The organism is Variovorax sp. GW821-FHT09D05, from assembly GCF_059416325.1.
On sequence record NZ_JBWKOZ010000008.1, the window covers coordinates 165,535 to 190,175 of the forward strand.

24 protein-coding genes are annotated in these 24,641 nt (G+C 64.9%); 14 read left to right on the forward strand and 10 right to left on the reverse strand.

Annotation, left to right across the window (positions count from 1 at the left end; all coding sequences use genetic code 11):
* Positions 1 to 83: 83 nt before the first annotated feature.
* A complete protein-coding gene (locus AC07O3_RS22355; RefSeq protein ID WP_093079655.1) occupies positions 84 to 869 on the forward strand; it encodes an IclR family transcriptional regulator domain-containing protein in 786 nt (261 codons plus the stop codon).
* A 79-nt stretch (positions 870 to 948) separates the two neighbouring features.
* Positions 949 to 2,406, forward strand: coding sequence for an esterase-like activity of phytase family protein (locus AC07O3_RS22360; RefSeq protein ID WP_495340368.1), 1,458 nt, complete (start codon positions 949 to 951; stop codon positions 2,404 to 2,406).
* 22 nt (positions 2,407 to 2,428) lie between these two features.
* Here the strand turns inward: AC07O3_RS22360 and AC07O3_RS22365 are convergent, their stop codons facing one another.
* From AC07O3_RS22365 to AC07O3_RS22410, 10 genes are all read right to left on the reverse strand, one after another.
* Entirely contained in the window at positions 2,429 to 3,436 is a 1,008-nt protein-coding gene (locus AC07O3_RS22365) for a Bug family tripartite tricarboxylate transporter substrate binding protein (RefSeq protein WP_097198033.1), read from the reverse strand.
* A 134-nt stretch (positions 3,437 to 3,570) separates the two neighbouring features.
* Positions 3,571 to 4,578 carry a branched-chain amino acid ABC transporter permease gene (locus AC07O3_RS22370; protein WP_426390398.1) on the reverse strand — a complete coding sequence of 336 codons (1,008 nt, stop codon included), beginning with the start codon at positions 4,576 to 4,578 and terminating at the stop codon, positions 3,571 to 3,573.
* A 14-nt stretch (positions 4,579 to 4,592) separates the two neighbouring features.
* Positions 4,593 to 5,456: a branched-chain amino acid ABC transporter permease gene (locus AC07O3_RS22375; RefSeq protein WP_495340369.1), complete on the reverse strand. Its 864-nt coding sequence runs from the start codon at positions 5,454 to 5,456 to the stop codon at positions 4,593 to 4,595.
* Positions 5,449 to 6,165: an ABC transporter ATP-binding protein gene (locus AC07O3_RS22380; RefSeq protein WP_495340370.1), complete on the reverse strand. Its 717-nt coding sequence runs from the start codon at positions 6,163 to 6,165 to the stop codon at positions 5,449 to 5,451. The genes AC07O3_RS22375 and AC07O3_RS22380 overlap by 8 nt, the downstream gene beginning before the upstream one ends.
* Entirely contained in the window at positions 6,162 to 6,881 is a 720-nt protein-coding gene (locus AC07O3_RS22385; RefSeq protein WP_495340371.1) for an ABC transporter ATP-binding protein, read from the reverse strand. The genes AC07O3_RS22380 and AC07O3_RS22385 overlap by 4 nt, the downstream gene beginning before the upstream one ends.
* A gap of 5 nt (positions 6,882 to 6,886) precedes the next feature.
* Positions 6,887 to 8,140, reverse strand: coding sequence for an ABC transporter substrate-binding protein (locus AC07O3_RS22390; RefSeq protein ID WP_093079672.1), 1,254 nt, complete (start codon positions 8,138 to 8,140; stop codon positions 6,887 to 6,889).
* A gap of 44 nt (positions 8,141 to 8,184) precedes the next feature.
* Positions 8,185 to 9,648, reverse strand: a complete 1,464-nt coding sequence (locus tag AC07O3_RS22395) for an aldehyde dehydrogenase family protein (RefSeq protein WP_495340462.1) — start codon at positions 9,646 to 9,648, stop codon at positions 8,185 to 8,187.
* A gap of 83 nt (positions 9,649 to 9,731) precedes the next feature.
* Positions 9,732 to 10,739 (reverse strand): hydroxyquinol 1,2-dioxygenase, encoded by a 1,008-nt coding sequence (locus AC07O3_RS22400; RefSeq protein ID WP_093057561.1) that lies wholly within the window; start codon positions 10,737 to 10,739, stop codon positions 9,732 to 9,734.
* 37 nt (positions 10,740 to 10,776) lie between these two features.
* Positions 10,777 to 11,298 (reverse strand): cupin domain-containing protein, encoded by a 522-nt coding sequence (locus AC07O3_RS22405; protein ID WP_097198029.1) that lies wholly within the window; start codon positions 11,296 to 11,298, stop codon positions 10,777 to 10,779.
* A gap of 130 nt (positions 11,299 to 11,428) precedes the next feature.
* On the reverse strand, positions 11,429 to 12,391 hold the full coding sequence (locus AC07O3_RS22410; RefSeq protein WP_093057559.1) for a LysR family transcriptional regulator: 963 nt from the start codon (positions 12,389 to 12,391) through the stop codon (positions 11,429 to 11,431).
* A 157-nt stretch (positions 12,392 to 12,548) separates the two neighbouring features.
* Between AC07O3_RS22410 and AC07O3_RS22415 the strand changes: the two genes are divergently transcribed.
* The 12 genes from AC07O3_RS22415 to AC07O3_RS22470 all read left to right on the forward strand — a co-directional run bounded on the left by AC07O3_RS22415 (position 12,549) and on the right by AC07O3_RS22470 (position 24,599).
* Complete coding sequence (locus AC07O3_RS22415) at positions 12,549 to 13,652, forward strand: YybH family protein (RefSeq protein WP_495340372.1); 1,104 nt, start codon at positions 12,549 to 12,551, stop codon at positions 13,650 to 13,652.
* Positions 13,619 to 15,103 carry a L,D-transpeptidase family protein gene (locus AC07O3_RS22420; protein WP_495340373.1) on the forward strand — a complete coding sequence of 495 codons (1,485 nt, stop codon included), beginning with the start codon at positions 13,619 to 13,621 and terminating at the stop codon, positions 15,101 to 15,103. The genes AC07O3_RS22415 and AC07O3_RS22420 overlap by 34 nt, the downstream gene beginning before the upstream one ends.
* Before the next feature lie 425 nt (positions 15,104 to 15,528).
* The gene (locus AC07O3_RS22425) at positions 15,529 to 15,714 is read left to right on the forward strand and encodes a Flp family type IVb pilin (RefSeq protein WP_093057556.1); all 186 of its coding nucleotides are present in this window, start codon (positions 15,529 to 15,531) and stop codon (positions 15,712 to 15,714) included.
* 10 nt (positions 15,715 to 15,724) lie between these two features.
* Positions 15,725 to 16,231: an A24 family peptidase gene (locus AC07O3_RS22430; RefSeq protein ID WP_256329469.1), complete on the forward strand. Its 507-nt coding sequence runs from the start codon at positions 15,725 to 15,727 to the stop codon at positions 16,229 to 16,231.
* 74 nt (positions 16,232 to 16,305) lie between these two features.
* The gene (gene cpaB, locus AC07O3_RS22435; protein WP_093057555.1) at positions 16,306 to 17,307 is read left to right on the forward strand and encodes a Flp pilus assembly protein CpaB; all 1,002 of its coding nucleotides are present in this window, start codon (positions 16,306 to 16,308) and stop codon (positions 17,305 to 17,307) included.
* Between the two features lie 39 nt (positions 17,308 to 17,346).
* On the forward strand, positions 17,347 to 18,699 hold the full coding sequence (locus AC07O3_RS22440; protein ID WP_495340374.1) for a type II and III secretion system protein family protein: 1,353 nt from the start codon (positions 17,347 to 17,349) through the stop codon (positions 18,697 to 18,699).
* 36 nt (positions 18,700 to 18,735) lie between these two features.
* Entirely contained in the window at positions 18,736 to 20,019 is a 1,284-nt protein-coding gene (locus tag AC07O3_RS22445) for a CpaE/TadZ family protein (protein ID WP_093057553.1), read from the forward strand.
* A gap of 4 nt (positions 20,020 to 20,023) precedes the next feature.
* Positions 20,024 to 21,337 (forward strand): TadA family conjugal transfer-associated ATPase, encoded by a 1,314-nt coding sequence (locus tag AC07O3_RS22450; protein WP_093057552.1) that lies wholly within the window; start codon positions 20,024 to 20,026, stop codon positions 21,335 to 21,337.
* Positions 21,330 to 22,334 (forward strand): type II secretion system F family protein, encoded by a 1,005-nt coding sequence (locus tag AC07O3_RS22455; RefSeq protein WP_093057551.1) that lies wholly within the window; start codon positions 21,330 to 21,332, stop codon positions 22,332 to 22,334. Before AC07O3_RS22450 ends, AC07O3_RS22455 begins: the two co-directional genes overlap by 8 nt.
* Complete coding sequence (locus AC07O3_RS22460) at positions 22,331 to 23,287, forward strand: type II secretion system F family protein (protein ID WP_097198027.1); 957 nt, start codon at positions 22,331 to 22,333, stop codon at positions 23,285 to 23,287. The genes AC07O3_RS22455 and AC07O3_RS22460 overlap by 4 nt, the downstream gene beginning before the upstream one ends.
* On the forward strand, positions 23,284 to 24,174 hold the full coding sequence (locus AC07O3_RS22465) for a hypothetical protein (protein ID WP_495340375.1): 891 nt from the start codon (positions 23,284 to 23,286) through the stop codon (positions 24,172 to 24,174). Before AC07O3_RS22460 ends, AC07O3_RS22465 begins: the two co-directional genes overlap by 4 nt.
* Positions 24,171 to 24,599 (forward strand): DUF3613 domain-containing protein, encoded by a 429-nt coding sequence (locus AC07O3_RS22470; protein ID WP_495340376.1) that lies wholly within the window; start codon positions 24,171 to 24,173, stop codon positions 24,597 to 24,599. The genes AC07O3_RS22465 and AC07O3_RS22470 overlap by 4 nt, the downstream gene beginning before the upstream one ends.
* Positions 24,600 to 24,641 lie beyond the last annotated feature (42 nt).

The following is a 24,641-nucleotide window of genomic DNA, read 5'->3' on the forward strand; positions in this document are numbered from 1 at the left end:
CGCCGACCGATTCTGCGAACCGCCGATTTGTTCGTCTAAAGAACATTTGTTCGTATAATGAATTTTAGAGAGGATCGCGCACCATGGCAACCCACCCCACACAACCCGATACACCCGCACCCGGCGACAGCTACGTGCAGTCTTTTGCGCGGGGGCTGCAGGTGATCCGCTCGTTCAGCGCCAATGCGCCGCACCAGACGCTCAGCGAGGTTGCGGCCGGCAGCGGGCTCACGCGCGCGGGGGCACGCCGCATCCTGCTCACGCTGCAGACGCTGGGCTATGTGGTGACCGACGGCAAGCTCTTCACGCTCACGCCGCGCATCCTCGACCTTGGGTTTGCGTACCTCTCGTCCATGCCGATCTGGAACCGCGCCGAGCCGGTGATGGAAGCGCTGGTGCAGCAGGTGCAGGAGTCGTGCTCGGCCGCCGTGCTCGACGCGACGGACATCGTCTACGTGCTGCGCGTGCCGACGAAGAAGATCATGCACATCAACCTGGGTGTGGGCTCTCGCCTGCCGGCCTATTGCACATCGCTGGGCCGGCTGCTGCTGGCGGACCTCGATGACGACGAAGTGCGCGCGCGCCTTGAAGCATCGAGCATCGAGGCGCTGACGAAGCACACGGTGACCGACATCGACGCGCTCATGGCCAAGGTGGCGCAGGCACGCAAGCAGCAGTGGTGCCTGGTGAACCAGGAACTCGAGGAAGGCCTGATCTCGGTAGCCGCACCTATCGTCGATCGGCAAGGGCGCATGGTGGCCGCACTCAACATCAGCGGACAGGCGAACCGCACCAGCGCGAAGGCAATGCAGGAGACGATGCTGCCCGCGCTGCGCGAAGCGGCGGAGCGGATCTCGCGCATGCTCTGACCCGAATGGGTATTCATGGACACGTCACACCGGCTTTTTAGATTGCGCTTCGCACTAAAAACCATGGGAGGGTCCATTCATGTCCATTCGCTTCGCCTCGTCCAACTTGCCGCGTCACCTGATGCTGGCAGTCGTTTCTTCCGCTGCCCTCGCCGCGTGCGGTGGCGGTAACGGAGGCGGCATTGCCCTTCCTCCGGTGGCTGCAACACCCGCTCCGGCACCGGCGCCCGCACCTGCTCCCCAGCCGTCACAAGACGACTCGGCAGGATTGCCTCACAAGCTGACCGGCTGGGCCTCCCTGGCCGATACGTTCCGCTGGCCCGGCCCGACCACTGGCCAGTTCATCACCGCCGCGCTCGGCGTGACGCCACCCTTCGTCGACGGCCAGCCGCTGCCGGGCTTCTCGGCACTGCTGAAGAACGATGACGGCACCTGGACCGCCATGCCCGACAACGGCTACGGCAGCAAGGGCAACTCCGGCGACTTCGTGGTCGGCTTCTACAACGTCAACATCGACTTCCGCACCGCGGCCAACGGCACGACGGTGCCCGGCACCATCAAGGTGAACAGCCACGTCAATTTCAACGACGCCAACGGCTTCCTGAAGGACGGCAAGGGCGTCGACCTGAAGATCACCGCCGACTACGCCAACTACCAGACGGTGTCCGGCAACAACCTGGTCGACAGCGGCAAGCCGGTGGATGCGCGCATCGTCAGCGGCCGGCTGCTGACAGGCTTCGACCTCGACGTCGAGTCGATCGCCCGCGCCAAGGACGGCACCTGGTTCGTCGGCGAGGAGTTCGGCCCCTACATCCTGCACTTCGACAAGAACGGCACGCTGATGGGCGACCCGGTGCCGCATCCGTTCCTGCGCAGCCCGTCCAACCCGCTGGTGATGAACGACGGCGCCACCGCAACCTCGCTCTCGAGCCGGGGCTTCGAGAGCCTGGCCTTCAACGGCGACAGCAGCCGCCTCTACGCGGTGCCCGAAGCAGCGCCCTCGCTGGCCTCGTTGCGGCCGGTGGCAGACGACGAGCGCTACCTGAACTTCTTCGAGTTCGACCCCGCCTCGATGCTCTACACCGGCAAGAACCCGGTCTACAAGAAGGACGGTCCCGCCAAGGACAATCAGATCGTGATCGGCGACATGACCAACGTGGGCGGCAACAAGTTCGTGCTGATCGAGCGCGACAGCCTGTTCGGCTCCAAGGCAGTGGTCAAGCGCCTGTACATGGTCGACCTCGACGTGAAGGATGCCGACGGTGTGCTGAAGAAGACGCTGCTCGTCGACTTGCTGAACATCTCCGACCCGACGGACATCGGCGGTCCGCTGGCCAGCGTGGTGGCTGGCAAGTTCAGCATGCCCTTCGATTCGGTCGAGAGCGTCGAGGTGGTGGACGACAACACCCTGGCCGTTGCGATCGACACCAACTTCCCGACGGAAGACGGTCGCGTTCCCGGCAAGCCGGACGACACGGAAGTCATCACGATCCGCTTCGACCAAGCGCTGTTCAAGCGCGTCGCGTCGAAGACGTAAGGAGAACCGGGGCTCCCCTCGGTCAGCTCTCCGAGTGGATGCCCTTCATGATGATCACGCCGCCCAGGCGCGTGGTGTCGGCGCGCATGCGCTTGGCCAGCGTGTCAGGTGAGCCGGGCTGTGCCTGCCAGCCGGTCTTCAGCAGCGCCTCGCTCACGTCGGGAGAGCTGATCACTTCGACCAGCGCTGCATTGAGCTTGGCGACGGCCGCGGGCTTCATGCCGGCGGGCGCGGCCAGCGCGGTCCAGATTTCGAGGTCGGCGCCGCGCACGTCCGCATCGCGAATCGTGGGCAGTTCGCTGGCCAGCGGGCTGCGCTCGGGAGAGGTCACGCCAATGGCCTTGATCTTTCCCGACTTGATATGCGGCAACGCGAGGCCGGGCGGCAGCAGCGCCAGCTGGATCTCGTTGGCCAGCAGGCCCGCAATGACCTGCGGGTTGCCGGTGTAGGGCTTGTGCTGCGCGGTGATGGCTGCGCGGCTCTTGATGAGCTCCATGCCCAGGTGGCCCACGGTGCCCACGCCCGGCGTACCGTACTTGCCGCTGCTGCCGAGGTTGCGCACCCACAGCAGCTGGTCGGCCGCGGTCTTGCCCGTGGCGCTGCCCGAGACCGCCAGCACCAGCGGCGCGGTGCCGATGAGGCCGACGGGCGCAAAGTCTTTCTCGGGGTCGAAAGGCAGCGCCGGGTTGAGCAGCTTGGCGATGGTGAGGTTGCCGTTGATCAGCGCGCCGATGGTGTGATCGTCGGTGGCCTTGGCCACCAGGTCGGCCACGGTGTTGCCGCTGGCGCCGGGCTTGTTCTCGACGACCACCGGCTGGCGCAGGATCTTCGACAGCGGTTCGGCAATGGCGCGAGTCGCGAGGTCGGGCGATGCGCCGGCAGGAAAGCCCACGAGGATGTGGACGGGCTTGGTCGGCCAGGCGTCGGCACCGGCTGCCGGGCGTTGTTGGGCCCAGGAGCCCGGTGCGAACAACGAAGTGGCAACGGCTGCAGCGCCGCCTTCGAGCAAGCGGCGTTTGGTGATCGTCAAGGGAGGCTCCAGAGCGATGAAAAGAAGCGGTGAAATGTCACCACTTTGTTTCAAACGTTACAGGATCATGCTCTGCTGCGCAAGTCAGAAGGAGGTTTGCACGGGGCCTTTATCGCGTCGGACGCGACAGCACTTCACCTGCGCGACGAAGCCCCGAGCAACCGCCTCTGCGTCGGAAAAAGCGACCAGCCCCAGCGCTGCTGCGCATAGCCCCACAGCCCCTGCTTGAAGAACAGCGTGACGAGGATCGCGAGCATGCCCAGGCCCAGCAGGTACCAGGTGCCGTAGTCGCTCAGGAACTTGTTGAGCGCCCAGAAGATGAGCGCGCCCACCAGCGGTCCCTCAATGCGGCCGATGCCGCCGATGACCACCATGAAGATGGCGAAAGCCGTCCAGTTGACGCTGAAGGCCGCATCGGGGCTTATGCGCAAATTGCCCACGAAGTACAGCGCCCCCGCGAGCCCCGCGCCGAAGGCCGCGACCACATACACCGCGAGCTTCATGCGCGCCACCGGAATGCCTTGCGACTCGGCCGCCACTTCGTTGTCGCGTATCGCCAGCAACGCCAGGCCGCGCTTGCTGCGCAGGAACAGGTACACCAGCGCGATGGCCGCGACCACGCAGGCCAGCGCCATCCAGTAGGTGGTGCTTTCGCGCGTGGCCTTCTCGATGCCGCGCAGCGCGGTGAGCGTAGTGCCCGAGCCGCCGCCCACCGCCGACACGTTGGCAAAGCTCAGGCGGAACACCTCCGCGATGACCCATGTGCCGATCGCGAAGTAGCCGCCCGACAGACGAAACGCAACAAAGGAAACGGGAATGGCGATGAGCCCCGCCGCCAGCGCGCCCAGCGGAATCGCAATGAACGGATTGATGCCCGCGAAGTTGCCGAGCATCAGCATCACGTAGCCGCCGAAGCCGAAGAAGGCCTGCTGCCCGATGCTCACCATGCCGCCGTAGCCGGCAAGCAGGTTCCACATCATTGCGAAGATGAAGTAGCAGGCGATCTCGACGAACTCGCGCATCCAGCTCGACTCGCCCCACCACGGGAGGCTGGCGGCAACGAGCACGAGGGCGATGCCGACGAAGAGTGCGACGCGGCTCGCGGCGGTGGCACGCTCGACGGCGATGAGGGGTGGGGGCATGCTCGTCATTCGGTTCATCCACGCGTTTTCGGAAAGAGCCCCTGCGGGCGCAGCACCAGCACGACGAGGAACACGATGTGCCCGAACCATATGCCCCAGCCCGGATCGAGCCTGAAGCCGATCTGCTGCGTGATGCCGAGAATCATCGCGCCGGCCAGCGTGCCCCAGAAGGAGCCCATGCCGCCGATGATCACGGCCTCGAAGGCAAAGAGCAGCAGCAGCGGCCCGTCGGAAGGCGAGACGGTTGTTCGCATGCCCTGCAGCGCGCCCGCGATGGCGATCAGTACGAAGGCGATGGCAGTGGCAAGCGCGTAGACCTTCTTCGCGTTCAGCCCCATGAGTTCGGCGATCTCGCGGTCGTCAGACACCGCGCGAAACGACCGGCCCAGCGCCGTGCGCTCAAAGAGCCACTGCAGAGCGCCCGTCGCAACGACCGCAATGGCCAGCACGATGAGCGGCAGTACGCCGAGCGACATCGCATCGCCCAGCGCAATGCCCTGCGTGTTGAGCCCGCCGGTCTCGATGGCACGCGGATCGGCCGAGAACAGTTCGAGCAGCAGGTTCTGAATGACGATCGACAGGCCGAAAGTGACGACCAGCGAAGGCAGCGGATCCTTGCCGAGCGTGCCGTTGAGCACGTAGCGCTGCAGCGCGTAGCCGAAACCGAAGGCCACCGGCAGCACCGCGAGCGCCACGAGCCAGGGCATGGCATCGCCCGTCAGCGACACGCCCGCGATGACCGCGAACGCGCCGAGGATGATGAAGTCACCCTGCGCCGTATTGGTGAGCCGCATCACGCCGAACATCAGCGACTGGCCCAGCGCGAACAGCGTGTAGAGGCCGCCGAGCAGCACGCCTTGAACGAGGGTTTCAAGCATGGGCGGCCTCGATGCCGAAGTAGGCCTGCGAGATCTGCTCGCGCGTCAGGTCGGCGGAATTTCCTTCGAGCGACACGCGACCTTCCTGGAAGCAGTAGATGCGCTGAGAGACCTGGCGCGCCATGGTCACGTCCTGCTCGACGATGACCACGGTCATGCCCTCGCCGGTGATGGTCGGCATGGCGGCATAGATCTCGCGGATGACTATGGGCGCGAGACCGAGCGACAGCTCGTCGCACAGCAGCAGCTCGGGGTTGCTCATGAGCGCGCGGCCGAGCGCGACCATCTGCTGCTGGCCGCCCGACAGCGAAGTGCCCGGCTGGTGCCGCTTTTCGGCGAGTATGGGAAACAGCGCGTACAGGCGCTGAAGGTTCCACGGCCCCTTGCGCGCGGCGGTGGCGCCCATGAGCAGGTTCTCTTCGACGCTGAGGCTGGGAAACAAGCGTCGGCCTTCGGGAACCATGGCAAGGCCGCGGCGCACGATGTCGCCGGGAGGCATCCCGCCGATGGGCTCACCCTTGAAGCTGATCGCTTCGCGAGGCGCGCGCACCAGGCCCGTAAGGCTCTTGAGAAAGGTCGACTTGCCCGCGCCGTTGGCACCGATGATGGCCACGAGCTCACCACGGGCCAGCGAGAGGTCGATGCCGAACAAGGCCTGGGCGTCGCCGTAGAAAGCCTTGAGGGCGTGGGTGGAAAGCAGCGCGCTCATGCCTCCATCCCCATGTACACCCGCCGCACCTCCGAATCGTTCATCACCGCGCGCGGCTCGCCTTCCGCCAGCTTCTGCCCGAAGTTGATGACGAACAAACGGTCCGCCAGCGACAGCAGCGCATGCACCACGTGCTCGATCCAGATCATCGTCACGCCCCGTGCCTTGATGCGCTTGAGCTCCCCGACCAGCACCGCGGCCTCTGGCTCCGTCAGCCCGCCCGCGATCTCGTCGAGCAGCAGCAACTGCGGCCGCGTTGCCAGCGCGCGCGCCAGCTCCAGCCGCTTGCGATCGAGCAGGGTCAGCCCACCCGCAGGCTTGTTCGCGTGCGGCATCAGCCCCGTATGCTCCAGCACCTCGTGCGCCGTCTGCCACGCCTCGCGCTCGGTCTGCTGCCCGCCGAAGCAGGCGGCCGTGACGAGGTTCTCGAACACGCTCATGTTGCCGAAGGGCTGCGGCACCTGGTAGCTGCGCCCGATGCCCGCGTGGCAGCGCTGGTGCGGCCGCAGCCGCGTCACGTCGCGGCCCGCGTATTCGACGCGCCCCGCATCGACGCGCACATCTCCCGAGATCAGATTGAACAGCGTGGTCTTCCCCGCGCCGTTCGGCCCGAGGATGCCCAGCGTCTCGCCCTCGGTCACCGACAGCGTGATGTCGTCCGTGACCTTGAGCGCTCCGTAGGACTTGCTCACGGCATGCAGTGCCAGCAGCGTCATGACGGTCAGAGCAGCCGCAGCTTGCCGCCGGCAGGAATGTTCGTCGCCGCCTCGTTGTTCACGATGGTCAGCTCCACCTTGTACTTCTGGCCCTTGCCCCATTGGCCGAGCACCAGCGGTGTCTTGCTGACGTTCTTGAAGGGGCCCTGGCCGCCCCACTTCACCGGGCCGACCACCGAGTTGATCGAGGTCGATGCCACGGCGTCGCGCACGTCCGAAGCCTTCAGCGACTTGGCACGCCCGAGTGCATTCGCTGCCACTTCGAACAACGCATGCGCAAAGCCGATGGGCTGCGTCCACTGCTTCTTCGCACCGGCCTCGTAGGCATCGGCCAGCGCCTTGGCGCTTTGCTGCGTGAGGCTCGACGTGAACGGATGCGATGGGCTCCACCACACCTCGGTCGACAGGCCATCGCCCAGGTCGCCCAGCGCCTCGATCGCGCCGGGGAACAGCAGTGCCTTGCCGAGCGTGATGATCTTCGGCTTGAAGCCCTGTTGCCGAGCCTGCGTGAGGAAGGTCTTGGCGTCGGGCGGAATCACCACGCCGGTGACGATCTCGACGCCCTCTTTCTTGAAGGCCGCGATCTGCGCGCTGAAATCTTGCGTGCCATTCTGAAAGCGCCCAGGGTCGGTGAGCGTGAAGCCCATCTGCGCGAGTGGCTTGGGGAAGCCCAGCTCCTTGTCGCCCCAGGCGTTGCCGTCGCCGTCGTTCGGGAACAGGCCACCCACCTTCTTGTTGGTGGCGAGCGTCTTCCAGCCGTTGGTGAAGTTGGCGATGACGTCTTCGAGGCCCCAGAACATGTGATACGTCCAGTTGAAGCCCTTCGCCGGGTCGCCCTTGCGGCCGAAGAACCAGGGCTGCCACGGCACCACGCTGGAGATGCAGGGCACCTCGTTGAGTTCGCACGCATCGCTCACGGGGTTGGCGGTTTCGGGTGTGCCGGCGGTGAGCACCAGCGCGACCTTGTCTTTCAGGATCAGGTCGTTCGCCACCTCGCCCGCGCGGTTGGGGTTCGACTGGCTGTCCTTCAGCACGATCTGCACCGCGTATTTCTTGCCGCCGACGCTGATGCCGTCCTTGAAGGCGGTCTTCATCTGGTCGATGACCCATTTGTCTGCCTCGCCGAAGGGCGCGAGCGGACCGGTCTGCGGCGACACGTAGCCGATCTTCAGCGTGTCGGCCGCGAACACCAGTGGCGTCGCGCCCGAAGCCACCAGCGCGGCCGTGGCCTGCGTGAACTGTCTGCGATTGAATGTCATGGTTGTCTCCGTCTCTTGTGTTTTTTGTGCCGCCCGATCAGGGGTCAGCGCGCGAAGTGCGGCGGTATCTGCGCGTCGACGTTCACCCACACGCTCTTGACCTGCGTGTATTCGCGCATCGCATCGAACCCCATCTCGCGGCCGTAGCCGCTCTGGCCGACGCCGCCGAAGGGCGAGCCGGGGTTCACGCGCTTGTAGCTGTTGATCCAGACCATGCCGGCGTGCAGGTCGCGCGCGACCTTGTGGGCGCGCTGCAGGTTGTTGGTCCACAGGCCGCTGCCGAGGCCGTAGTCGGTGCCGTTGGCGATCTGCATCGCCTCTTCGTCGTTCTTGAAGGTGAGCACGGTGACGAAGGGGCCGAACACCTCTTCCTGCGCGACGCGGTCTTTGTATGACCTGGCGCGCATCACGGTGGGTTCGACGTAGCAGCCCTTGGCCAGATCGCCGCCCGGCGACTTGCCGCCCGCCAGCAGTTCGCCGCCCTCGCCTTGCGCCACTTCCACATAGCTCAGCACGCGCTCGCGATGCTGCGCGCTGGTGAGCGGACCCATCTCCGTCGCCTCGTCGAGCGGGTCGCCGAGGCGGATCGACTTCGCAAGCGGAATGAACTGCTCGAGGAAGGCATCGGCGATCTTCTCGTGCAGCATCAGCCGCGAGCCCGCAATGCAGGCCTGCCCCTGGTTGTGGAAGATGGCCCACGCGCTCCCGTTGACTGCGGCCTGCAGGTTCGCGTCTTCGAAGACGATGTTCGGCCCCTTGCCGCCGAGTTCGAGCTGCACCTTCTTCAGGTTGCCCGCGCTGGCCTGCACGATGCGCCGGCCCGTGGCGGTGCTGCCGGTAAACGCGATCTTGGCGATCTCCGGGTGCTCGGCGATGTACTGGCCCGCCACGCTGCCAAGCCCCGGCAGCATGTTGACCACACCTGGCGGCAGGCCGGCCTCGGCCATCAGCTCGGCGATGCGCAGCGACGACAGCGGCGTGATTTCAGCCGGCTTCATCACGATGCAGTTGCCGGCCGCGAGCGCGGGCGCCATCTTCCAGCTGGTGAACATCAGCGGAAAGTTCCACGGCACCACTTGGCCGACGATGCCGACGGGCTCGCGCAGCGTGTAGTTGAGAAAGCCCTCTTCGACCGGAATGGTCTCGCCCTGGAACTTGTCGGCCATGCCACCGAAGTAGCGGAAGCACGCTGCCGTGCGCGGCACGTCGAGCCGGCGCGAATCGCGGATCGGGTGGCCGGTGTCGAGCGATTCGAGGCGCGCGAGTTCTTCGCCGTTGGCTTCGATGAGGTCGGCGAGCTTCAGCAGGATGCGGCCACGGTCGGCGGCAGCCATGCGGCTCCATCTGGGGAAGGCACGCTTCGCCGCGGCGACGGCCTTGTCGACGTCGGCCCTGCCGGCGAGCGCGACATTAACGATGGGCGTGTTGTCGTGCGGGTTCAGCGTGGCGAGGGTCTCGCCGGATTCGGCGTCGACGAAGCGGCCGTCGATGAAGAGCTGGTGGCGGATGGAAAGAGCAGGCATGAGTTTCCTCTCCCTCCCCGCTTGGGGAGAGTTGGATGGAAGGGCGTCGGGAGGGAGAGAAAAGCCGGTCAGAACTCGACCGGAATCTCCGGGCTCTCGCCCTTCTGGATTTCGTACACCAGGCTCGGCGACCCGTTCTCCCACACCAGCAGCATCGAGCGCTTGGGGCTGAAGCCCTGGTGGCGGCAGTAGGCGGGCATGGCGGCCATGTCGCCGGCCTTCATGATCACGCGGGCCATGGGCCTGCCGGTGTTCTTGTCGCCGCAGTCCCAGTGGATTTCGTCGGTCATCTGGAAGAACCACTCGACACGATCGTTGCCGTGGATGATCGGCAGGATGTGCTCCTCGGTCGTCGGGCACATGTAGCTGTGCTTCACCACCGAGGTGAAGCTCGGGTTCCACGTGACCTGCGAGCGGCTCAGGAAGCCGAAGAGATTGAAGGCGTGCACATCGTTCTCGAAGCCGGGCTCGGGGTGCAGCTCGGGCTGGCCCTGCGGCACGTCGGCAAAGGCGCGGTTCACCGGAGCGCCGCGTTCGTCGCTGCGCAGGTCGAGGTCTCCCTTCAGGCCCACGCAGCGCTTGGCAAGTTCGCGCGCCCTCGTGATCTTGGCGGTGTTGTTGCCGTTCTTGCGGCCGTAGGGCGAGCCGGTTTCCTGCGGCGCGGCGAAGGGGTCGAAGCTCTCGTTGGTCCAGTCGTCGAGCATGGCCTCGAAGGTGGCGCGGATCTGCGCGGTCGGGAAGTTCTCGAGCAGGTCGATACCCGCGTCCTTCATGGTGCCGTTGAAGCTGCCGGCGTACAGGTCGACCGACTCGTAGTGGTTGACGGTGCCGAACACGTCATCGAAGTTGACCCAGCCGTAGAAGAAGCCCCAGGCCACGTCGCGCATCAATGCGCGCAGGTAGCTGCCGGCGTCCATGGTGTGGCTCATGGGGCGGCCGTCGCGGGTCTTCCAGCCGATGTGCACGAAGTATTCGTCGCGGCGGAAGCTGAAGCTGCCGAGCGAAAAGTCCTTGTAGCCGAGCGTGGCGTCGGGCTGCGACGCGATCACCTTGGCGAGTTCTGCGGGTGCGTTCATGGTGTGTGGCTCCTGGATTCGGGTGCGGTCAATGCACTCAGTGCGATTGGCAGATGTCGGCCCACTTCTCGACCGAGAGGTCGCCCTTGCAGCTTTGCAGGACGATCACGCCCGGCTCGCCGGCGCTGCGGAACTGGTAGGCGGTGTTCTTCGGCAGCAGGCCCTGGTGGCCGCGCGAGAGCTTCATCCAGCCCATCTTCTTGCCTTTGGGCTCGCCCTTGACGAGCACGGCGCCGTTCTTTTCCTTGTCGGCCACTGTCTGGCCGTCGTCGAGCTGCACGAGGTGCACTTCGACGTCGCCGTCCATCACGAGCGCGAATTCGTCGTGCGCGCAGGTGTACCAGGGTGATGTGCCTTCGGCGCGCAGCGTCTCCAGTACGTAGATCTGGTTCTGGCCGAACACGACCTTCTCGTAGGGTTTGCTGATGCTCGCGATCTCGAAGCAGTTGGAAAAGGCGTAGTGGCGAACGTCGTCGTCGATGGGCTCGACGTGGCCCTTCTCGAAGTGCTTGAGTGAACCGAAGCGGGTCTTGTAGGCGGTCGCAGTGGTAGCTGTCATGGCTTGTCTCCTGTTGTCTCCAGTGATGGGTGAACTCTAGGAGTCAAGCGGCGGCACCGGTAGGGACCAGTTTGGAAGAGGATTATTCGGAGCTTCCGAACAATCGCAGGGGTTTACCCCCGTTCGGGCGCTATCCGCTGGAGCGGCTGAACTCGATGAGCTCGGCAGGAATAAGGCCTCGCTCGATCAGCGTGGCGTCCCACGGCGGCACGCGCGTGAAGCGGGTGGCGATGTGCTCGATGAAGAGGCGCAGCTTCAGCGCATTGCGCGAGGTGCCCGCATAAACCGCGCTCAGCGAGAACGACGACAGCTGGTGCTCGGCCAGCACCACGCGCAACTCGCCGCGCGCAATGGCGTCGCCCGCCACGAGCGTGGGCAGGCAGACGATGCCCGCATGTTCCAGTGCATATTCGCGCAGCAGGTGCACGCTGTTGGTCAGCAGCGCGGCGTTCAGGTAGATGGTGGTCTGCTCGCCCTCGTGGTGAAAAGTCCATCGGTCGCGCGTGGGGTAGCCCGAGTACAGGCCCAGCTTGTGCCGGTGCAGGTCGCGCGGCGCAGCGGGCGTGCCGTGCGCTTCGAGGTACGCCGGCGTGGCGCACAGCACTCGCCGCACCGGAAAGAGCGGCCGCGACACCAGCTCCTGCGAGGCCGCTGGAAAGATCTGCAGCGCGCAGTCGACGCCGGCCTTCACGGGGTCGGCCACCGCGTCGCTCACGATCAGCTCGAGGTGGATGTCAGGGTAGGTCGTCTGGAACTCGCGCAGCAGCGTGGCGAAACGGCCCAGCACCATGCCGGTGAGTGCATGCACGCGCAGGATGCCCGAGGGCGTGCCGCGCGCATCGCGCATCTGGTCGACGATGTCGTTGGCGCGCCCCACCAGCTCGGTGCAGTCGCGCAGAAAGGCCTGGCCCATGTCGCTGAGCCTCACCACGCGCGTGCTGCGGTGGAACAGCGGCGCGCCCAGGAACTCTTCGAGCTGCTTGACCCGCGTAGTGACGACTGAATTGGCCACGCGCAGCTGCCGCGCCGCTTCCGCAAAGCTCTGGGTCTGCGCGACGCGAACGAAAGTTTCAATGCTTTGGAGGCGGTCCACGGCGGCACTGTACTGCGGGGCCGGTCGGCGCGGGGCGCCACGGGACGTTGCGGGCAAGCCTAAAGGCCGCGAAAGACCGTTATCCCTGTGTCGGGGAGTTACGTGCCCCACTTACAATCCCTGCCGCATCACCCACCCCTACGAGGTCTTGTCCGCAATGCCCAAGAGCCCCCGGCCACGCGCCCGTTTCAGCTTCTCCCCCACCGTGCGCGCCCTGTTCCTGGCCGCGGCAACCTGTGGCGCCGTGCTCCCGGCGCTGGCCGCCATCGAGCATGAGGAGGTCGACAAGCTCATGCAGGCCGGCAAGCTCGACGAGGCCCTGACGAAGGCCGACGCCTTCCTCAAAGACAAGCCGCGCGACCCGCAGATGCGCTTTCTCAAGGGCGTGATCCAGCTCGACACCGGCAAGCGCAACGAGGCCATCGCCGCCTTCACCCAGCTCACGCTGGACGCGCCCGAGCTGCCCGAGCCGTACAACAACCTCGCGGTGATCTACGCGAGCCAGAACCAGTTCGACAAGGCACGCAGCGCGCTCGAAAGCGCCATTCGCACCAACCCCAGCTACGCCACCGCCCAGGAAAACCTCGGCGACGTGTATGCACGGCTGGCCAGCCAGGCCTACAGCAAGGCCCTGCAGCTCGACCAGAACAACACGGCCGTGCAGCCCAAGCTGGCGGTGATCCGCACGCTCTTCACGCCGACACCGCCGGGCGCCAAGCCGACAGCCCTGGTGGCCTCGGCAGCACCTGTCCAGGCGGCAAAGGCGCCGGCTCCCGCGCCAGCCCCCGCTGCGCCGCCGCCGCCAGTCAAGGTTGCAGCCGCTCCCGCACCGGTGGCCGCCGCGCCCAAGGCGCCCGAGGCAAAGGCGCCCGAAGCGGCGCCGGCTCCAGCACCTGCACCGACCCCCGCCGCCAGCAGCGCTTCCAATGCCGAAGTCGAATCCGCCGTGCGCGCCTGGGCTTCGGCCTGGGCCAGCCAGGACATGGACCGCTACCTCGCGGCCTACGGCCCCGACTTCACGCCCACCGGCGGCCAGAGCCGCAAGGGCTGGGAAGAAGACCGCCGCGCCCGCATCGTCGGCAAGTCGAGCATCAGCGTGAACATCGAGAACCTCGCGATCAAGGTCGACGGGCAGAATGCGACGGCCAAGTTCCGCCAGATCTATCGCGCGGACAACCTCAACGTTTCGAGCCGCAAGACGCTGGACCTGCAGCGCTCCGGCAATCAATGGCACATTCGCAAGGAAAGCGTCGGCGGCTAGTGGCAGACATCGTCCGGCTCGGCCGGCTTCAGAATCCCCCGTTTCGTCTGCGCAGCGGACAACTGCTCGCAGCGCTGATGACCGCATCGGCGCTGATGCTGGCGGCGCCCGGTGCGGCGCTGGCGTCGAACAGCACCCACAAGGCGGGCAGCGCCAAAGCCGCCAGCGGCAGCACCAAGGCCAAGGCTGCGAGCAGCAGCCGTTCCGCCACGCGCGGTGCGAACGGCCGGTCTGCCTCCGCCAAGGGCAAGAAGGGCGTGACCGCTGCAGAGGCCCGAACAGCTGCCGCGACGGCAACAAGGCCCACACGCAGGTCGGCATCCGCCTCCTCCATCCAGGAAGCCAGCAACGCCGAAGCCCGCCTGATCGCGGTCTATGAAATGTTCGGCCGCGGACAGGCCCGCCCCGCGCTGGCCAAGGCCCGCGACCTGGTGCGCGACTACCCGAACTTCCAGCTTGCGCAGCTCGTCTACGGCGACCTGCTCGCGGCGCAAGTGCCCCCGTCGAATGCCCTGCCCGACACCGCCAGCATCGCGAAGATGCGCGGCAACCCCGCCATGGCCGAGCTGCACGAGGAATCGAAGCGCCGCCTGCAGGCCCTGCGCGAGCGCCCGCCGGCCAACACCGTGCCGTCGCAGTTCCTGACGCTCTCGACCCGCAGCCGCTACGCCATTGCCGTCGACGCCTCGCGCTCGCGGCTGTACCTGTTCGAAAACTCGGACAAGGGCCTGAAGCTCACGGCCGACTACTACATCTCGGTCGGCAAGTCGGGCACCGACAAGGTCACCGAGGGCGACGCGCGCACCCCGCTGGGCGTGTACTACATCACCAGCAGCCTCGATCCGAAGTCGCTGAAAGACTTCTACGGCGCGGGCGCCCTGCCCATCAACTACCCCAACCCGTACGACGTGCGGCGCGGCAAGACCGGCGGCGGCATCTGGCTGCACGGCACCCCGCCCCAGCAGTTCGCCCGGGCGCCGCTGGCAAGCGACGGCTGCGTGGTCATGGCAAACCCTGACCTGAAGCAGCTTTTGCGAAAAGTGCAAATTGGCGCCACCCCGGTGGTCACCGCGCGCAGCCTGCAATGGATTTCACAACCGCAGGCCGAAAAAGAAACCCAGTCAATTACAAGCGCTATCAATGGCTGGAAAGATGCGCGAGCCAATGGAAATGAAGCGCAATTGAAGAAATTCTATTTGCCCGATTTCCAGCGCAGCAGCAAGAAATCCACTGAAGGAATTTCGGCTGTCGACGAAGAAGTGAAATACGCACAGGGCAAGCGCGTGCAATTCAAGGACATGTCGTACCTCCACTGGCGGGACGGTGACGACACCATGATTGTTACCTTCGGCGAAGTGTTCGAAGGCGAGAAGAGCGGACGTTCCCGGCGCCAGTACTGGTTACGCCAGGGTACCGACTGGAAGCTCTTTCACGAAGAAATCCTGGGCTGAGGCCCGGTCGAATCCCTCTCGGCGACGGGGTCACCCCCTCAAACCCGTGACTTTTTGCTCACGGGTTTAGCCTTTTTTCACTGTTACATCTGGCCCTTTGGGGCTTCGTGCTACGTAACACGTAACGCACTTGTTCCCGTAACACCCCCGTTTCGCGCGTTCCCGGCGACGTAACGTCGCATCCCCTCTTCATGGGAGGCGCCGCGCGCCCTACAGAGGGAAAAATTCACTTCCAAACTGTCCACCAGCTGACCAGGTCTCTTCCTGACTCGGGCTGGCAGGAGGCTTGCAGCCACCCTGCTTTACTCCTTTCGGCTAGCACACCTGGGCGAAAGTCTTGCGGGTTTGCCTTGTTGATACACGGAGTTACGCTGTATAACATCCACTTCGCAAGCCTTTGTTAACACTTCCTGAAAGGGGAAATCATGCTTAGCTCTATTACTCGTTTTCTGCGCGACGAAGAAGGTGCAACCGCAATTGAATATGGAATTATTGCGGGGCTCATGGCAATTATCTTGATTGGGATCTTTTCCGAAACAAGTGGCATCGGCAAGGCACTGATTGATATGTTCAGCTACATCGGGGGAAAGCTGCCTAAAGCGGACAGCTGAGAGCAGCGATTTGCGACCGGAATTCGTCCTGCTTCTCTGGCTGGCCCTGATCGCCGTCCATGACTTTCGCAGGCGCATCGTTCCCAACTGGCTGGTGCTGTCGGGTGCCGTTGCGGCGCTCGCACAGCTCGCCCTCGGCTTCCAACCCGTGGGGATCGGCTGGTCGGAAGCCTTGCTCGGCTTTGCCGCGGGATTCGGTGTTCTCCTGCTTTTCTACGCCCTCGGCGTCATGGGAGCAGGCGACGTGAAGTTCGCAGGCGCTCTCGGTCTGTGGATCGGCCCAGCCGCACTCTTTCCTGTCTGGATCGGAGGCAGTCTTCTCGCCGCGGCTCACGGCATCCTCTGGCTGGCTCTGCAGCGCTGGCCGCTGTTTCCACGGCTCGCACTCCTGCTTTCGAGGCAACGCGCGACAGCCGAAGGCGCAGTGCCCATCGAACGCCGTGCGCGTTTTGTCCCTTATGCGGCCTATCTGTCTCTGGCCACCGCGGTATGGCTGATTTGGGGGCGACAGAGGTAATCGCACACACAGCGGCAAGCCCGCGGATCGTCGATTTCCGTGTCGCCCACCCCCTCACTTTCAACACGCCGCCCATGATCCACCTCACCAAGATAGTCGCTGCCATCCTCGTGCTGCTCGCCATTGCACTGGGTGGCTACGCGTGGATGCTCAGCCGCCAAGCGCCTCCGCCCACAAAAACCGTTGCTGCACCAACTGCTGCGCCGACGAAGGCGCGGGAAACGACAACCTATCCCGTGGTCGTCGCGTCGAAGCCCCTGCTGGCGGGACAAGTCATTGCCGCCGAGGCACTGCGCATCGAACGCCTGCCGATCAATCCCGCAGGTGCATTCCAGACGACCGCTGATGCCGTCGGCCGTGTACCGGTACTGAATCTCGGCGAGGGCACGCCGTTGCAGGAAGGACAGTTGGTCTCGGGTCTCGCGCTGCGCGTGGCAGAGGGGGAGCGTGCCGTGGCCGTCAAGGCCGACGAAGTCATGGGCGTCGGCAACAAGGTTCAGCCAGGCGACTTCGTCGATGTCTTCGTGATGTTCAAGTCAGATGGCAAGGACATCGACCGCAGCCAGGCCCGACTGCTGCTCGCACGCAAGCGCGTGCTGGCATTCGGCAGCGCTTCCGTCGACGGCATGCAGCCCAAGGGAGCCGACGGCAAGGCGGGCACGGCACAGCCACCCACACAACGCACCGAAGCAGCCAGGACAGCCGTTCTGGCAGTTGCAGTCGACGAGATCAACAGGCTGACGCTCGGCGAATCCAGCGGCCGGCTGCTGCTTGCACTGCGCAACCCGACCGACACTGCCGAGCCCGACCCCAAGCTCTTCGCGGAATTGCCTACCGCCTTGACGATCGCACCCGCCAAGCCTGGCGAACCACGCCGGGCGCCGCTTGGGGGACTGGACAAGGCGCAAGCCGGCCTGACGGCAATGGATTTTGTTTCCGGCAACGTGGCTGAAGGCAGTCGACGCCCCCATGCGGCAGCCCGGTCGCCCTCTCCCGGAAATTCCGGCCTGCCCGCACGCGGAGGCACTGAAGTTGAAGTGATTCGCGGCGAACGCAGTGAAACCGTGCGCTATTGACTGGCCGAGCCAATGACCGCCCAACAAGAAAGAAAACACATGCCGCACCGCGTGAAGTCGGACGATTTTCATCGCCAGTCCACCCGAAATGGGCCGCAGCAGTTTCGTCTCGTGTTCATTGCGCTGTCTCTCGCTTCGATCAGCGCTTTCCCCTCCATCTCGCGGGCCGCCGGTCCGCAGGCAAAGCCAGCGAGCCCGGCGCGCCAACAATCCGACACGCTCGTCATGCAGGCCGGCACGCAAAAAGAATTGCTGGTCGACAAGGGCATCGACCGCATGGCCATCGCGGACGAAGCCGTGGTCGGCGTAACGCTGACCCGAAAGGCTGCGGGTTCACCCGCCGCACGCCTCATCGTCACGGCCAAGGCCGCCGGCCGCACGACCTTGATGGTCTGGGAAAAAGGCAACCCGGCCGCCACGACTTACGCAGTGGAAGTGCGCCGCCGTGCGGCAATCGTGACGGGCTCCACCGACAGCCTCCCGGCTCACCGGCAAGCCACGGACATCGCCCTTTCGAGCGCAGACGAGAAGACCCCGCTGGTAGACCGCTCCATCGTGAACGTGCGCAGCCACACGGTGCAAGTCGAGGTCAAGGTCGTGGAGTTCAGTCGAAGCGTGTTGAAAGAAGCGGGGTTCAATCTCTCGTCCTATGGCGCCAACAGCCATGGCTTCAGTTTCAGCAACATCAGCCCGTCCGGGGCCCTCGCCGACGCATTCAGCCTTGCCTTGGGCTTCGGCAACGCCAACAAGGGCCGCGGCATGACGTTGACGTTGAATCTGCTCGAAGGTAACGGCCTCGCCCGCGTGCTTGCGGAACCGACACTGGTGGCGATGTCGGGCCAGAGCGCAAGCTTCCTCGCCGGCGGCGAGTTGCCGATTCCGGTACCGCAAAGCCTCGGCACGACGACTATCGAGTACAAGCCTTTCGGCATCGGGCTGTCGGTGACCCCCACGGTCCTGTCGAACGACCGAATCGTCCTGAAGGTCGCGCCGGAAGCAAGCGACCTCGACTACACCAACGCCCTGAGCATCGACGGCGTCGCGGTTCCCGCAATCACGACGCGCCGCGCGGACACAACCGTCGAACTCGGCGACGGCGAGAGCTTCGTCATCGGCGGCTTGGTGAGTCGCACCACGTCATCCAATGTCGACAAGGTGCCGCTGCTCGGCGACATCCCGATCCTCGGTTCGTTCTTCAGGCAGAACAAGTACACGATGAGCGAGAAGGAACTGGTGATCATGGTGACGCCGCATCTGGTCAAGCCCATCGCACGCAACACCGATCTCGCTCCATTCCTGCCGGGTACCGCCGAACAACGCGACGGCGCGGTGTGGCGCTCGATCTTCCTGGGCGGCGCAGCCAACACCGCGCTTCCAGGCTTCTCGCGTTGAAGAGACACCGGCGTGAACGCCAGAAATGCTGACCTCATGAACGCACCACGCGACAGCATTCCGGAAACGGGCGCGGAGACCTACTTGTTCGCATCGAGCAACGGCAGCCACATCACCTGGCTGACCGACGCGCTCGGGCGGCTGGGTTCCGTGGTCGTGCTTGCTCCAGACACGAAGTCGATCGACGAGCGCATCGCCCTGCTCGGTCCTGTCGCGATATTCATCGACTTTTCACCCGACCAGATGGCTGGTGCCAACCAGCTTCACCAGCGGCTTAAAAGGGACTGGCCCGCTTTGCCAGTGCTTGCCATGGGAACGTCGGCGGAGCCCACGGCGATGCTTGCAGCTCTGCGCGCGGGCGTCGATGATTTCGTCGATGTTGCAGCAGCGCCGAGTGAAGCAGTGACCACATTGAAAACATTGCTCGAGCGGCGCAGCAGCTTGCAAGGCGGTACCCGCGGCAACACCCTCGCGTTGCTTGGCGCGCGCGCTGGGCTGGGAGTGACCACGCTGGCGACCAGCCTGGCCCTCATGCTGAATGCTCAGTTGGCCCACGCGCCCGCAAGACCACCGTCGCGCGCGACGCGGCACGGGGTGGCTTTGCTAGATCTCGGCCTCCCTGCGCGCGACGGCTTGCTTTACCTCGACACCCAGAGCGGCTTCAGCTTCGTCGACGGCGTGCGCAACCTGCGGCGCCTTGACCAGACGCTGCTGCACACGGCCCTTGCGCACCACACCAGCGGTGTCGCCGTGCTGCCACTGCCCGCCAGCCTGTCGCAGGTGCGAGAGATCTCGCATGCCGATTCCGTGGCGCTGATCAAGAGACTCTCCGACTTCTTCGACTTCCAGATCGCGGACCTCGGCGGCTTCTCTACCGTCGACTTCATCGCTCAAACCCTGCGCGAGGCACAGCAGACCTGGGTCGTGTGCGACCAGAGCATCGGTGCCATCGTCTCCACAGCCAATCTGTTGAAAGAGCTTCGCGCACGCGGCGTCGAGACCGAGCAGCTATCCCTGGTCGTGAACAAATTCGACAGTCATGTCGGCCTGTCGGCGAAGGACATCGCCGAGCGCCTCGAATTGCCGCTGCTTCATGTGTTGCCCGCGCGCAGCGCACCGTTGCTGGCGGCCGCAAGCCGCGGGGAAATGCTGGTGCGTACCGCGCGTAGCGACCCCTATTCACAGGCCGTCACGGGCCTCGCTCGAAGCCTCCATCAGCAGTACATGTCCGCGTCGGGCCAACCGCCAGCGAAAGATCAGCGCTGGGTTGCACTGATGTCGCAAATCACCGGGCTCTGGAAGAGTTCAAACGAAAGTTGAGCCAATGTCCACCGATATCGAATTTGCCGACGACGATCAGGCATTCATCAATTCGCAGCAGTTCCAGGACATCAAGAGCTGGACGCACGACCATTTGCTCAGCCGCATCGAGGAGCTCGGGGCAGAGTTCGGTCGCTGGTCGCGAGCATCGATCCAGCAGTTCGTCGAGTTGGAGGTCGACAGCTTTGTACGGCTGCGCCGCGTGCCGATCAACGATCGCGAAATGCAGCTCATCTCCGACGCGCTCACAAAGGAGCTGGCGGGCTTCGGCCCGCTGGAAGACCTGCTCAACGATCCCGCGGTCGAAGACATCCTCATCAACGGGCACACGAACGTGTACGTATCGCGCAATGGCGTGCTCGAACGCGAAACGCTGCGCTTCGCCGATACCGAACACGTGATGCGCATCGTGCGCCGCATCCTTGCCCCACTGGGCCGACGGCTCGATGAAGCCAACCCGATGGTCGATGCGCGGCTTCCCGACGGAGGCCGCATCAACGTCATCATCGAACCCCTGGCCATCGACGGACTTTCGGTGTCGATCCGGAAATTCCGCAAGGAGCCGCTTACACCGGCAGACTTGGTCAAGCTGGGCACCTTCGATGCAGGCATGGCTCAACTGCTCGAGATCGCCGTACGCGCACGCTGCAACATCCTGGTCAGCGGCGGCACGAGTTCCGGCAAGACCTCTCTGCTCAACGCCCTCGCGAGCTTCATCCCGCCCGCCGAACGGGTGATCACGATCGAAGACACCGCGGAACTCTCGCTCGGCCACACCCACGTGGTGCGCCTCGAAAGCCGTCCTGGCGGCTTCGACGGCACCGGCGTGGTCTCGATCCGCGACTTGCTGCGCAACAGCCTGCGCATGCGGCCGGACCGCATCATCGTTGGCGAAGTCCGGGGCGCCGAGGTAATCGAGATGATGCAGGCGATGAACACGGGTCACGAAGGCTCGATGGGCACCATCCACGCCAGTTCGCCTCGTGAATGCCTCTATCGCCTAGAGATGCTTGCGGGCTTTGCGGGCTACCAGGGTAGCGAAGTGAGCTTGCGCCGCCAGATTGCCAACGCCATCGACTTCATTGTGCAGATCGGGCGCATGTCTGGTGGTCAACGGCGCATCGTGTCGCTGAGCGAAATCACGGGCGTCAACGACAACGTCGTGGCGATGCAGGAGCTATACCGATATGACCCGATCGTGTCGCCCGACGGCGAAGAGCGCGACCGGTGGATATCCCTCGGCATTGCACCCCACTCGCCCAAGATCACACGGTTCCGGCAGATGATGACGCGTTCGCAAGGGGATCGCCGTGGATGAGATTCTGCTGATCGTAGTTTGCCTAGCGTTGCTGCTCGCGGCGGCAGGCATTCTGCTTTGGCAATGGGCGCGAGGGCGTCAAGAGCGGCAAGCTGTCTATCGCCATCTGGCGCAGCAACTCGAGGCCAAGGCCGTTGCAGTCGCCGTGGAAGCTTCGCTGTCGGCTTCGCCGCGCACGTCGTTCATCGACACGCCCGGCAGCGGCATCGCGGCAGACCCGTGGATGAATGCCGGCGGCGAGCCACCAGCGACTCCAACCCGCAGGGCCCGCCTCCAGGCGTTATTGCCGTCCTGGCTGGAAGGTGCCATTTCGGTGCAGGCGATTGCATTGGCTGCTCTCGCGATCGTGGCCCTGAGCGCAGTGGCCGGCCTGTTCGCCGGCTGGATCGGCGCTATCGCGACATTCGTCGTGCTGCTGGCCCTGGCGCTGTTCGGGCTGTGGCTGCGTCTTCAGAAGTTTCGCCGCCAACTGGTCAGCCAGCTTCCCGCATTTATCGATTCGATGGTGCGCCTCATCACCATCGGCAACTCCACGCAAGCCGCGTTTCAACTGGCGATTTCATCGACGCAGCCACCGCTGCAAAGCTATCTCGAACGTTCGGCGAATCTGGTGCGCGCCGGCGTGGACCTCGACCGTGCACTGCACCAGACGGCGGCCAGCGTGCGCGTCGAGGAAATGTATCTCCTGGCATCTATCCTCGGGCTGGGCGTGCGCTATGGCGGACGTGCGGACCTGCTGCTGGAACGCGTTGCGAACTTCATGCGCGACCGTGAGCAGGCCCAGCACGAACTCGTCGCAATGTCGGCCGAGACGCGGCTTTCGGCGTGGATCCTTGGCCTCCTGCCCTTGGGCGTAGGCGGCTTCATCATCATCTCCAACCCGGGCTACTTCCTGCGGATGTGGTACGACTCCACCGGCCAGATGATGATCTTCGGTGCGGTAGGCCTGCAGTTGCTCGGCACCGTGCTGCTCTATCGACTGGCGAGGTTGACATGATGTTCACTCCCGCGCAGCTCGCCGTTTGGAGTCTCGTGTTGCTGGCGCTGGGTCTTTGCACCGCAGCAGCTGGCCTGCTGGTCAACGAAGTGCGGCGCGCCCAGCGCGGCAAAGCCTTGGGCCGGGCACTTCACCGCGACGATGCAGTCATCGATGCAGTCGTCGATGCTCCATCGGAAGTTGAGGCCGCGAGGCGCGCCGACGCCGACCTGCCGTTGCATTGGCTCAATACCCGGATCGGCAAGGCCCTGGTCGCCGATGAAGACCGGCGGTTGATCGATCAATGCGGCTTTTCTTCGATGCGGGCGCAACTCGTTTTTCTGGTGACACGGATCGCGCTGGCAATTCTGCTGCCCACGCTGGCTCTGTTGTTCTGGCCCGGTCTCGTCTCGACGAGAAAGCTGACCATCATTGCAGCATCGGCCATCGGCATCGGTTTCATGGTCCCGAAATGGTTGCTCGGCCGGCTCGCCGCCAAGCGGCGCGAGCGCGTGGCACATGAGCTGCCGCTCTTCATCGACCTCCTGCGGCTTCTTCAGGGCGTAGGCTTGAGCCTCGACCAGAGCCTGCAGATCATGGCCAACGATTTCGCACACGTCATGCCGGTACTCGGCCATGAGCTGACGCTCGCCAACAGCCAATACAGCCGCGGCCGCACGCGCGAACATTCGCTTGCGCGCCTCGGAACCTTGCATGCGAACGAAAACCTCGCGGGCATGGTCTCCTTGCTTGTGCAGGTCGATCGTCATGGCGGTGCCGTCCAGGAACCCCTGCGCATCTTCAGCGACCGATTGCGCGAACACCGCAAGTCGGAAATGAAAGCACGCATCGGCAAGATCACCGTGAAGATGACCGGCGTGATGGTCAGCACGCTTCTGCCGGCGCTCGTGATCGTGACCGCTGGCCCAGGCTTCATCGCCATCATCCGTTCACTGGGAGCCATGTCCAAATGAACCTCGTCTTGCAAGACTCAAAGTGCGCTTGCGCGCTGCTCGTGGCCCTGGTGATGCTGGCCGGCTGCGGTGGGCCCAAAGGCCTGTATCCGGCAGCCGCCGATGCGCAACAGCGGATGGCGGCAGAGACTGCTGCGACGCAGAAGAACGCGACGAACATCGACACCGCCGCAACGTACATGAAGCTCGTCGAGCAGATGCAGACGGACGGCCTGTGGTTCGCATCGCTTGCGCATATCGATGCCCTCGAGCAACGCTGGGGCGTATCTCCCGAATCGAGTCGCCTGCGTGCCGACGCACTGCGCCAGACGGGCGAGACGGCAAGCAGTGAGGCTTCTTACAAGCGCCTGATTGGTACCCCGCTCGAAGGTGCCGGCTACCACGGCCTCGGACTGCTGGCAGGCGGGCGCGGCGACTATTCCACAGCCGTCGCACTGCTGAAGGAAGCACAACGGCGCAACCCTACCGACGCAGTACTTCTGAGCGACCTGGGTTACGCCAGCTTGCGCGCGGGACTCATCGCGCAGGCACGCCTGCCGTTGATGCAAGCGCTGCAACTTCGCTCCGACAATACCCAGGCACAAGCCAACCTCGCGCTGTACCTCGAGGTTACGCAACAGCAGGCCCAAGCCGACGCACTGATGGAGGCCCACCGCATGTCGCCCGCAACACGCGCCGCGATTCGCGAGAGTGCACGTCAACTTGGCAGTGCGCCTTTGGCTTCCGCGCAGCCTACTCCCCAACCTGCGATTGCACGCGCGAGTGCTCCGGACGACAACGCCATACCCCTGCGTCTCAAGGCCGCACGCTGGCCAGGCATGGGCGGAGCGCAGGCCAATGCAGGTCCGGCCACCTCCATCAGCCCGATCACACGAGGTACAGAATGAACAATCGCCTTCCCCGCTCCAACACCGCCTGGCCCGTGACCGGACTCGCCCTTGCGCTGATGGTCGCCGCCGCTTCCGCGCAGACCGCACCCACCGCGCTCGCACCCGAGGCGAAACCGACACCACAAGCAACCCCTGTGGCTGCACCGGCCTCGGGCGCTTCGATGCAAGACGGCGTCGGGCAGGCGGCAGCGTATGAAATGGCCGACTTCGAGGACGCGCCGCCCTTGCAGGTTGGGGACGCTGCATCGAGCCTTCTCGCATGGCAACGCGATGGCGGCATCGCCTCGCCCACTCCGCGTCCGATTGCGGGCGATGTCGCACGGCGAAGCTACGAGCGCTATCTGAAGAGCTTCGAATACCCGATCCCCGAGCGGCTGAACTCGACGGTCAAGACCGGCAGCAACACGAGCGGCAGCAAGTAGGCCGCCAAGGCGGCGTTCCTGCTCGAACCACCACCGCACACC

Bases quoted from the DNA above. Each gene is read 5' to 3' on its own strand.
- AC07O3_RS22445 (WP_093057553.1), top strand. From the start codon at position 18,736: ATGAACGCACCACGCGACAGCATTCCGGAAACGGGCGCGGAGACCTAC.
- AC07O3_RS22460 (WP_097198027.1), top strand. From the start codon at position 22,331: ATGATGTTCACTCCCGCGCAGCTCGCCGTTTGGAGTCTCGTGTTGCTG.
- AC07O3_RS22440 (WP_495340374.1), top strand. From the start codon at position 17,347: ATGCCGCACCGCGTGAAGTCGGACGATTTTCATCGCCAGTCCACCCGA.
- AC07O3_RS22405 (WP_097198029.1), bottom strand. From the start codon at position 11,298: ATGACAGCTACCACTGCGACCGCCTACAAGACCCGCTTCGGTTCACTC.
- AC07O3_RS22375 (WP_495340369.1), bottom strand. From the start codon at position 5,456: ATGCTTGAAACCCTCGTTCAAGGCGTGCTGCTCGGCGGCCTCTACACG.
- AC07O3_RS22420 (WP_495340373.1), top strand. From the start codon at position 13,619: ATGGCACATTCGCAAGGAAAGCGTCGGCGGCTAGTGGCAGACATCGTC.
- AC07O3_RS22355 (WP_093079655.1), top strand. From the start codon at position 84: ATGGCAACCCACCCCACACAACCCGATACACCCGCACCCGGCGACAGC.
- cpaB (WP_093057555.1), top strand. From the start codon at position 16,306: ATGATCCACCTCACCAAGATAGTCGCTGCCATCCTCGTGCTGCTCGCC.
- AC07O3_RS22400 (WP_093057561.1), bottom strand. From the start codon at position 10,739: ATGAACGCACCCGCAGAACTCGCCAAGGTGATCGCGTCGCAGCCCGAC.
- AC07O3_RS22380 (WP_495340370.1), bottom strand. From the start codon at position 6,165: ATGAGCGCGCTGCTTTCCACCCACGCCCTCAAGGCTTTCTACGGCGAC.
- AC07O3_RS22390 (WP_093079672.1), bottom strand. From the start codon at position 8,140: ATGACATTCAATCGCAGACAGTTCACGCAGGCCACGGCCGCGCTGGTG.
- AC07O3_RS22450 (WP_093057552.1), top strand. From the start codon at position 20,024: ATGTCCACCGATATCGAATTTGCCGACGACGATCAGGCATTCATCAAT.
- AC07O3_RS22360 (WP_495340368.1), top strand. From the start codon at position 949: ATGTCCATTCGCTTCGCCTCGTCCAACTTGCCGCGTCACCTGATGCTG.
- AC07O3_RS22425 (WP_093057556.1), top strand. From the start codon at position 15,529: ATGCTTAGCTCTATTACTCGTTTTCTGCGCGACGAAGAAGGTGCAACC.
- AC07O3_RS22370 (WP_426390398.1), bottom strand. From the start codon at position 4,578: ATGCCCCCACCCCTCATCGCCGTCGAGCGTGCCACCGCCGCGAGCCGC.
- AC07O3_RS22470 (WP_495340376.1), top strand. From the start codon at position 24,171: ATGAACAATCGCCTTCCCCGCTCCAACACCGCCTGGCCCGTGACCGGA.
- AC07O3_RS22385 (WP_495340371.1), bottom strand. From the start codon at position 6,881: ATGACGCTGCTGGCACTGCATGCCGTGAGCAAGTCCTACGGAGCGCTC.
- AC07O3_RS22415 (WP_495340372.1), top strand. From the start codon at position 12,549: ATGCCCAAGAGCCCCCGGCCACGCGCCCGTTTCAGCTTCTCCCCCACC.
- AC07O3_RS22465 (WP_495340375.1), top strand. From the start codon at position 23,284: ATGAACCTCGTCTTGCAAGACTCAAAGTGCGCTTGCGCGCTGCTCGTG.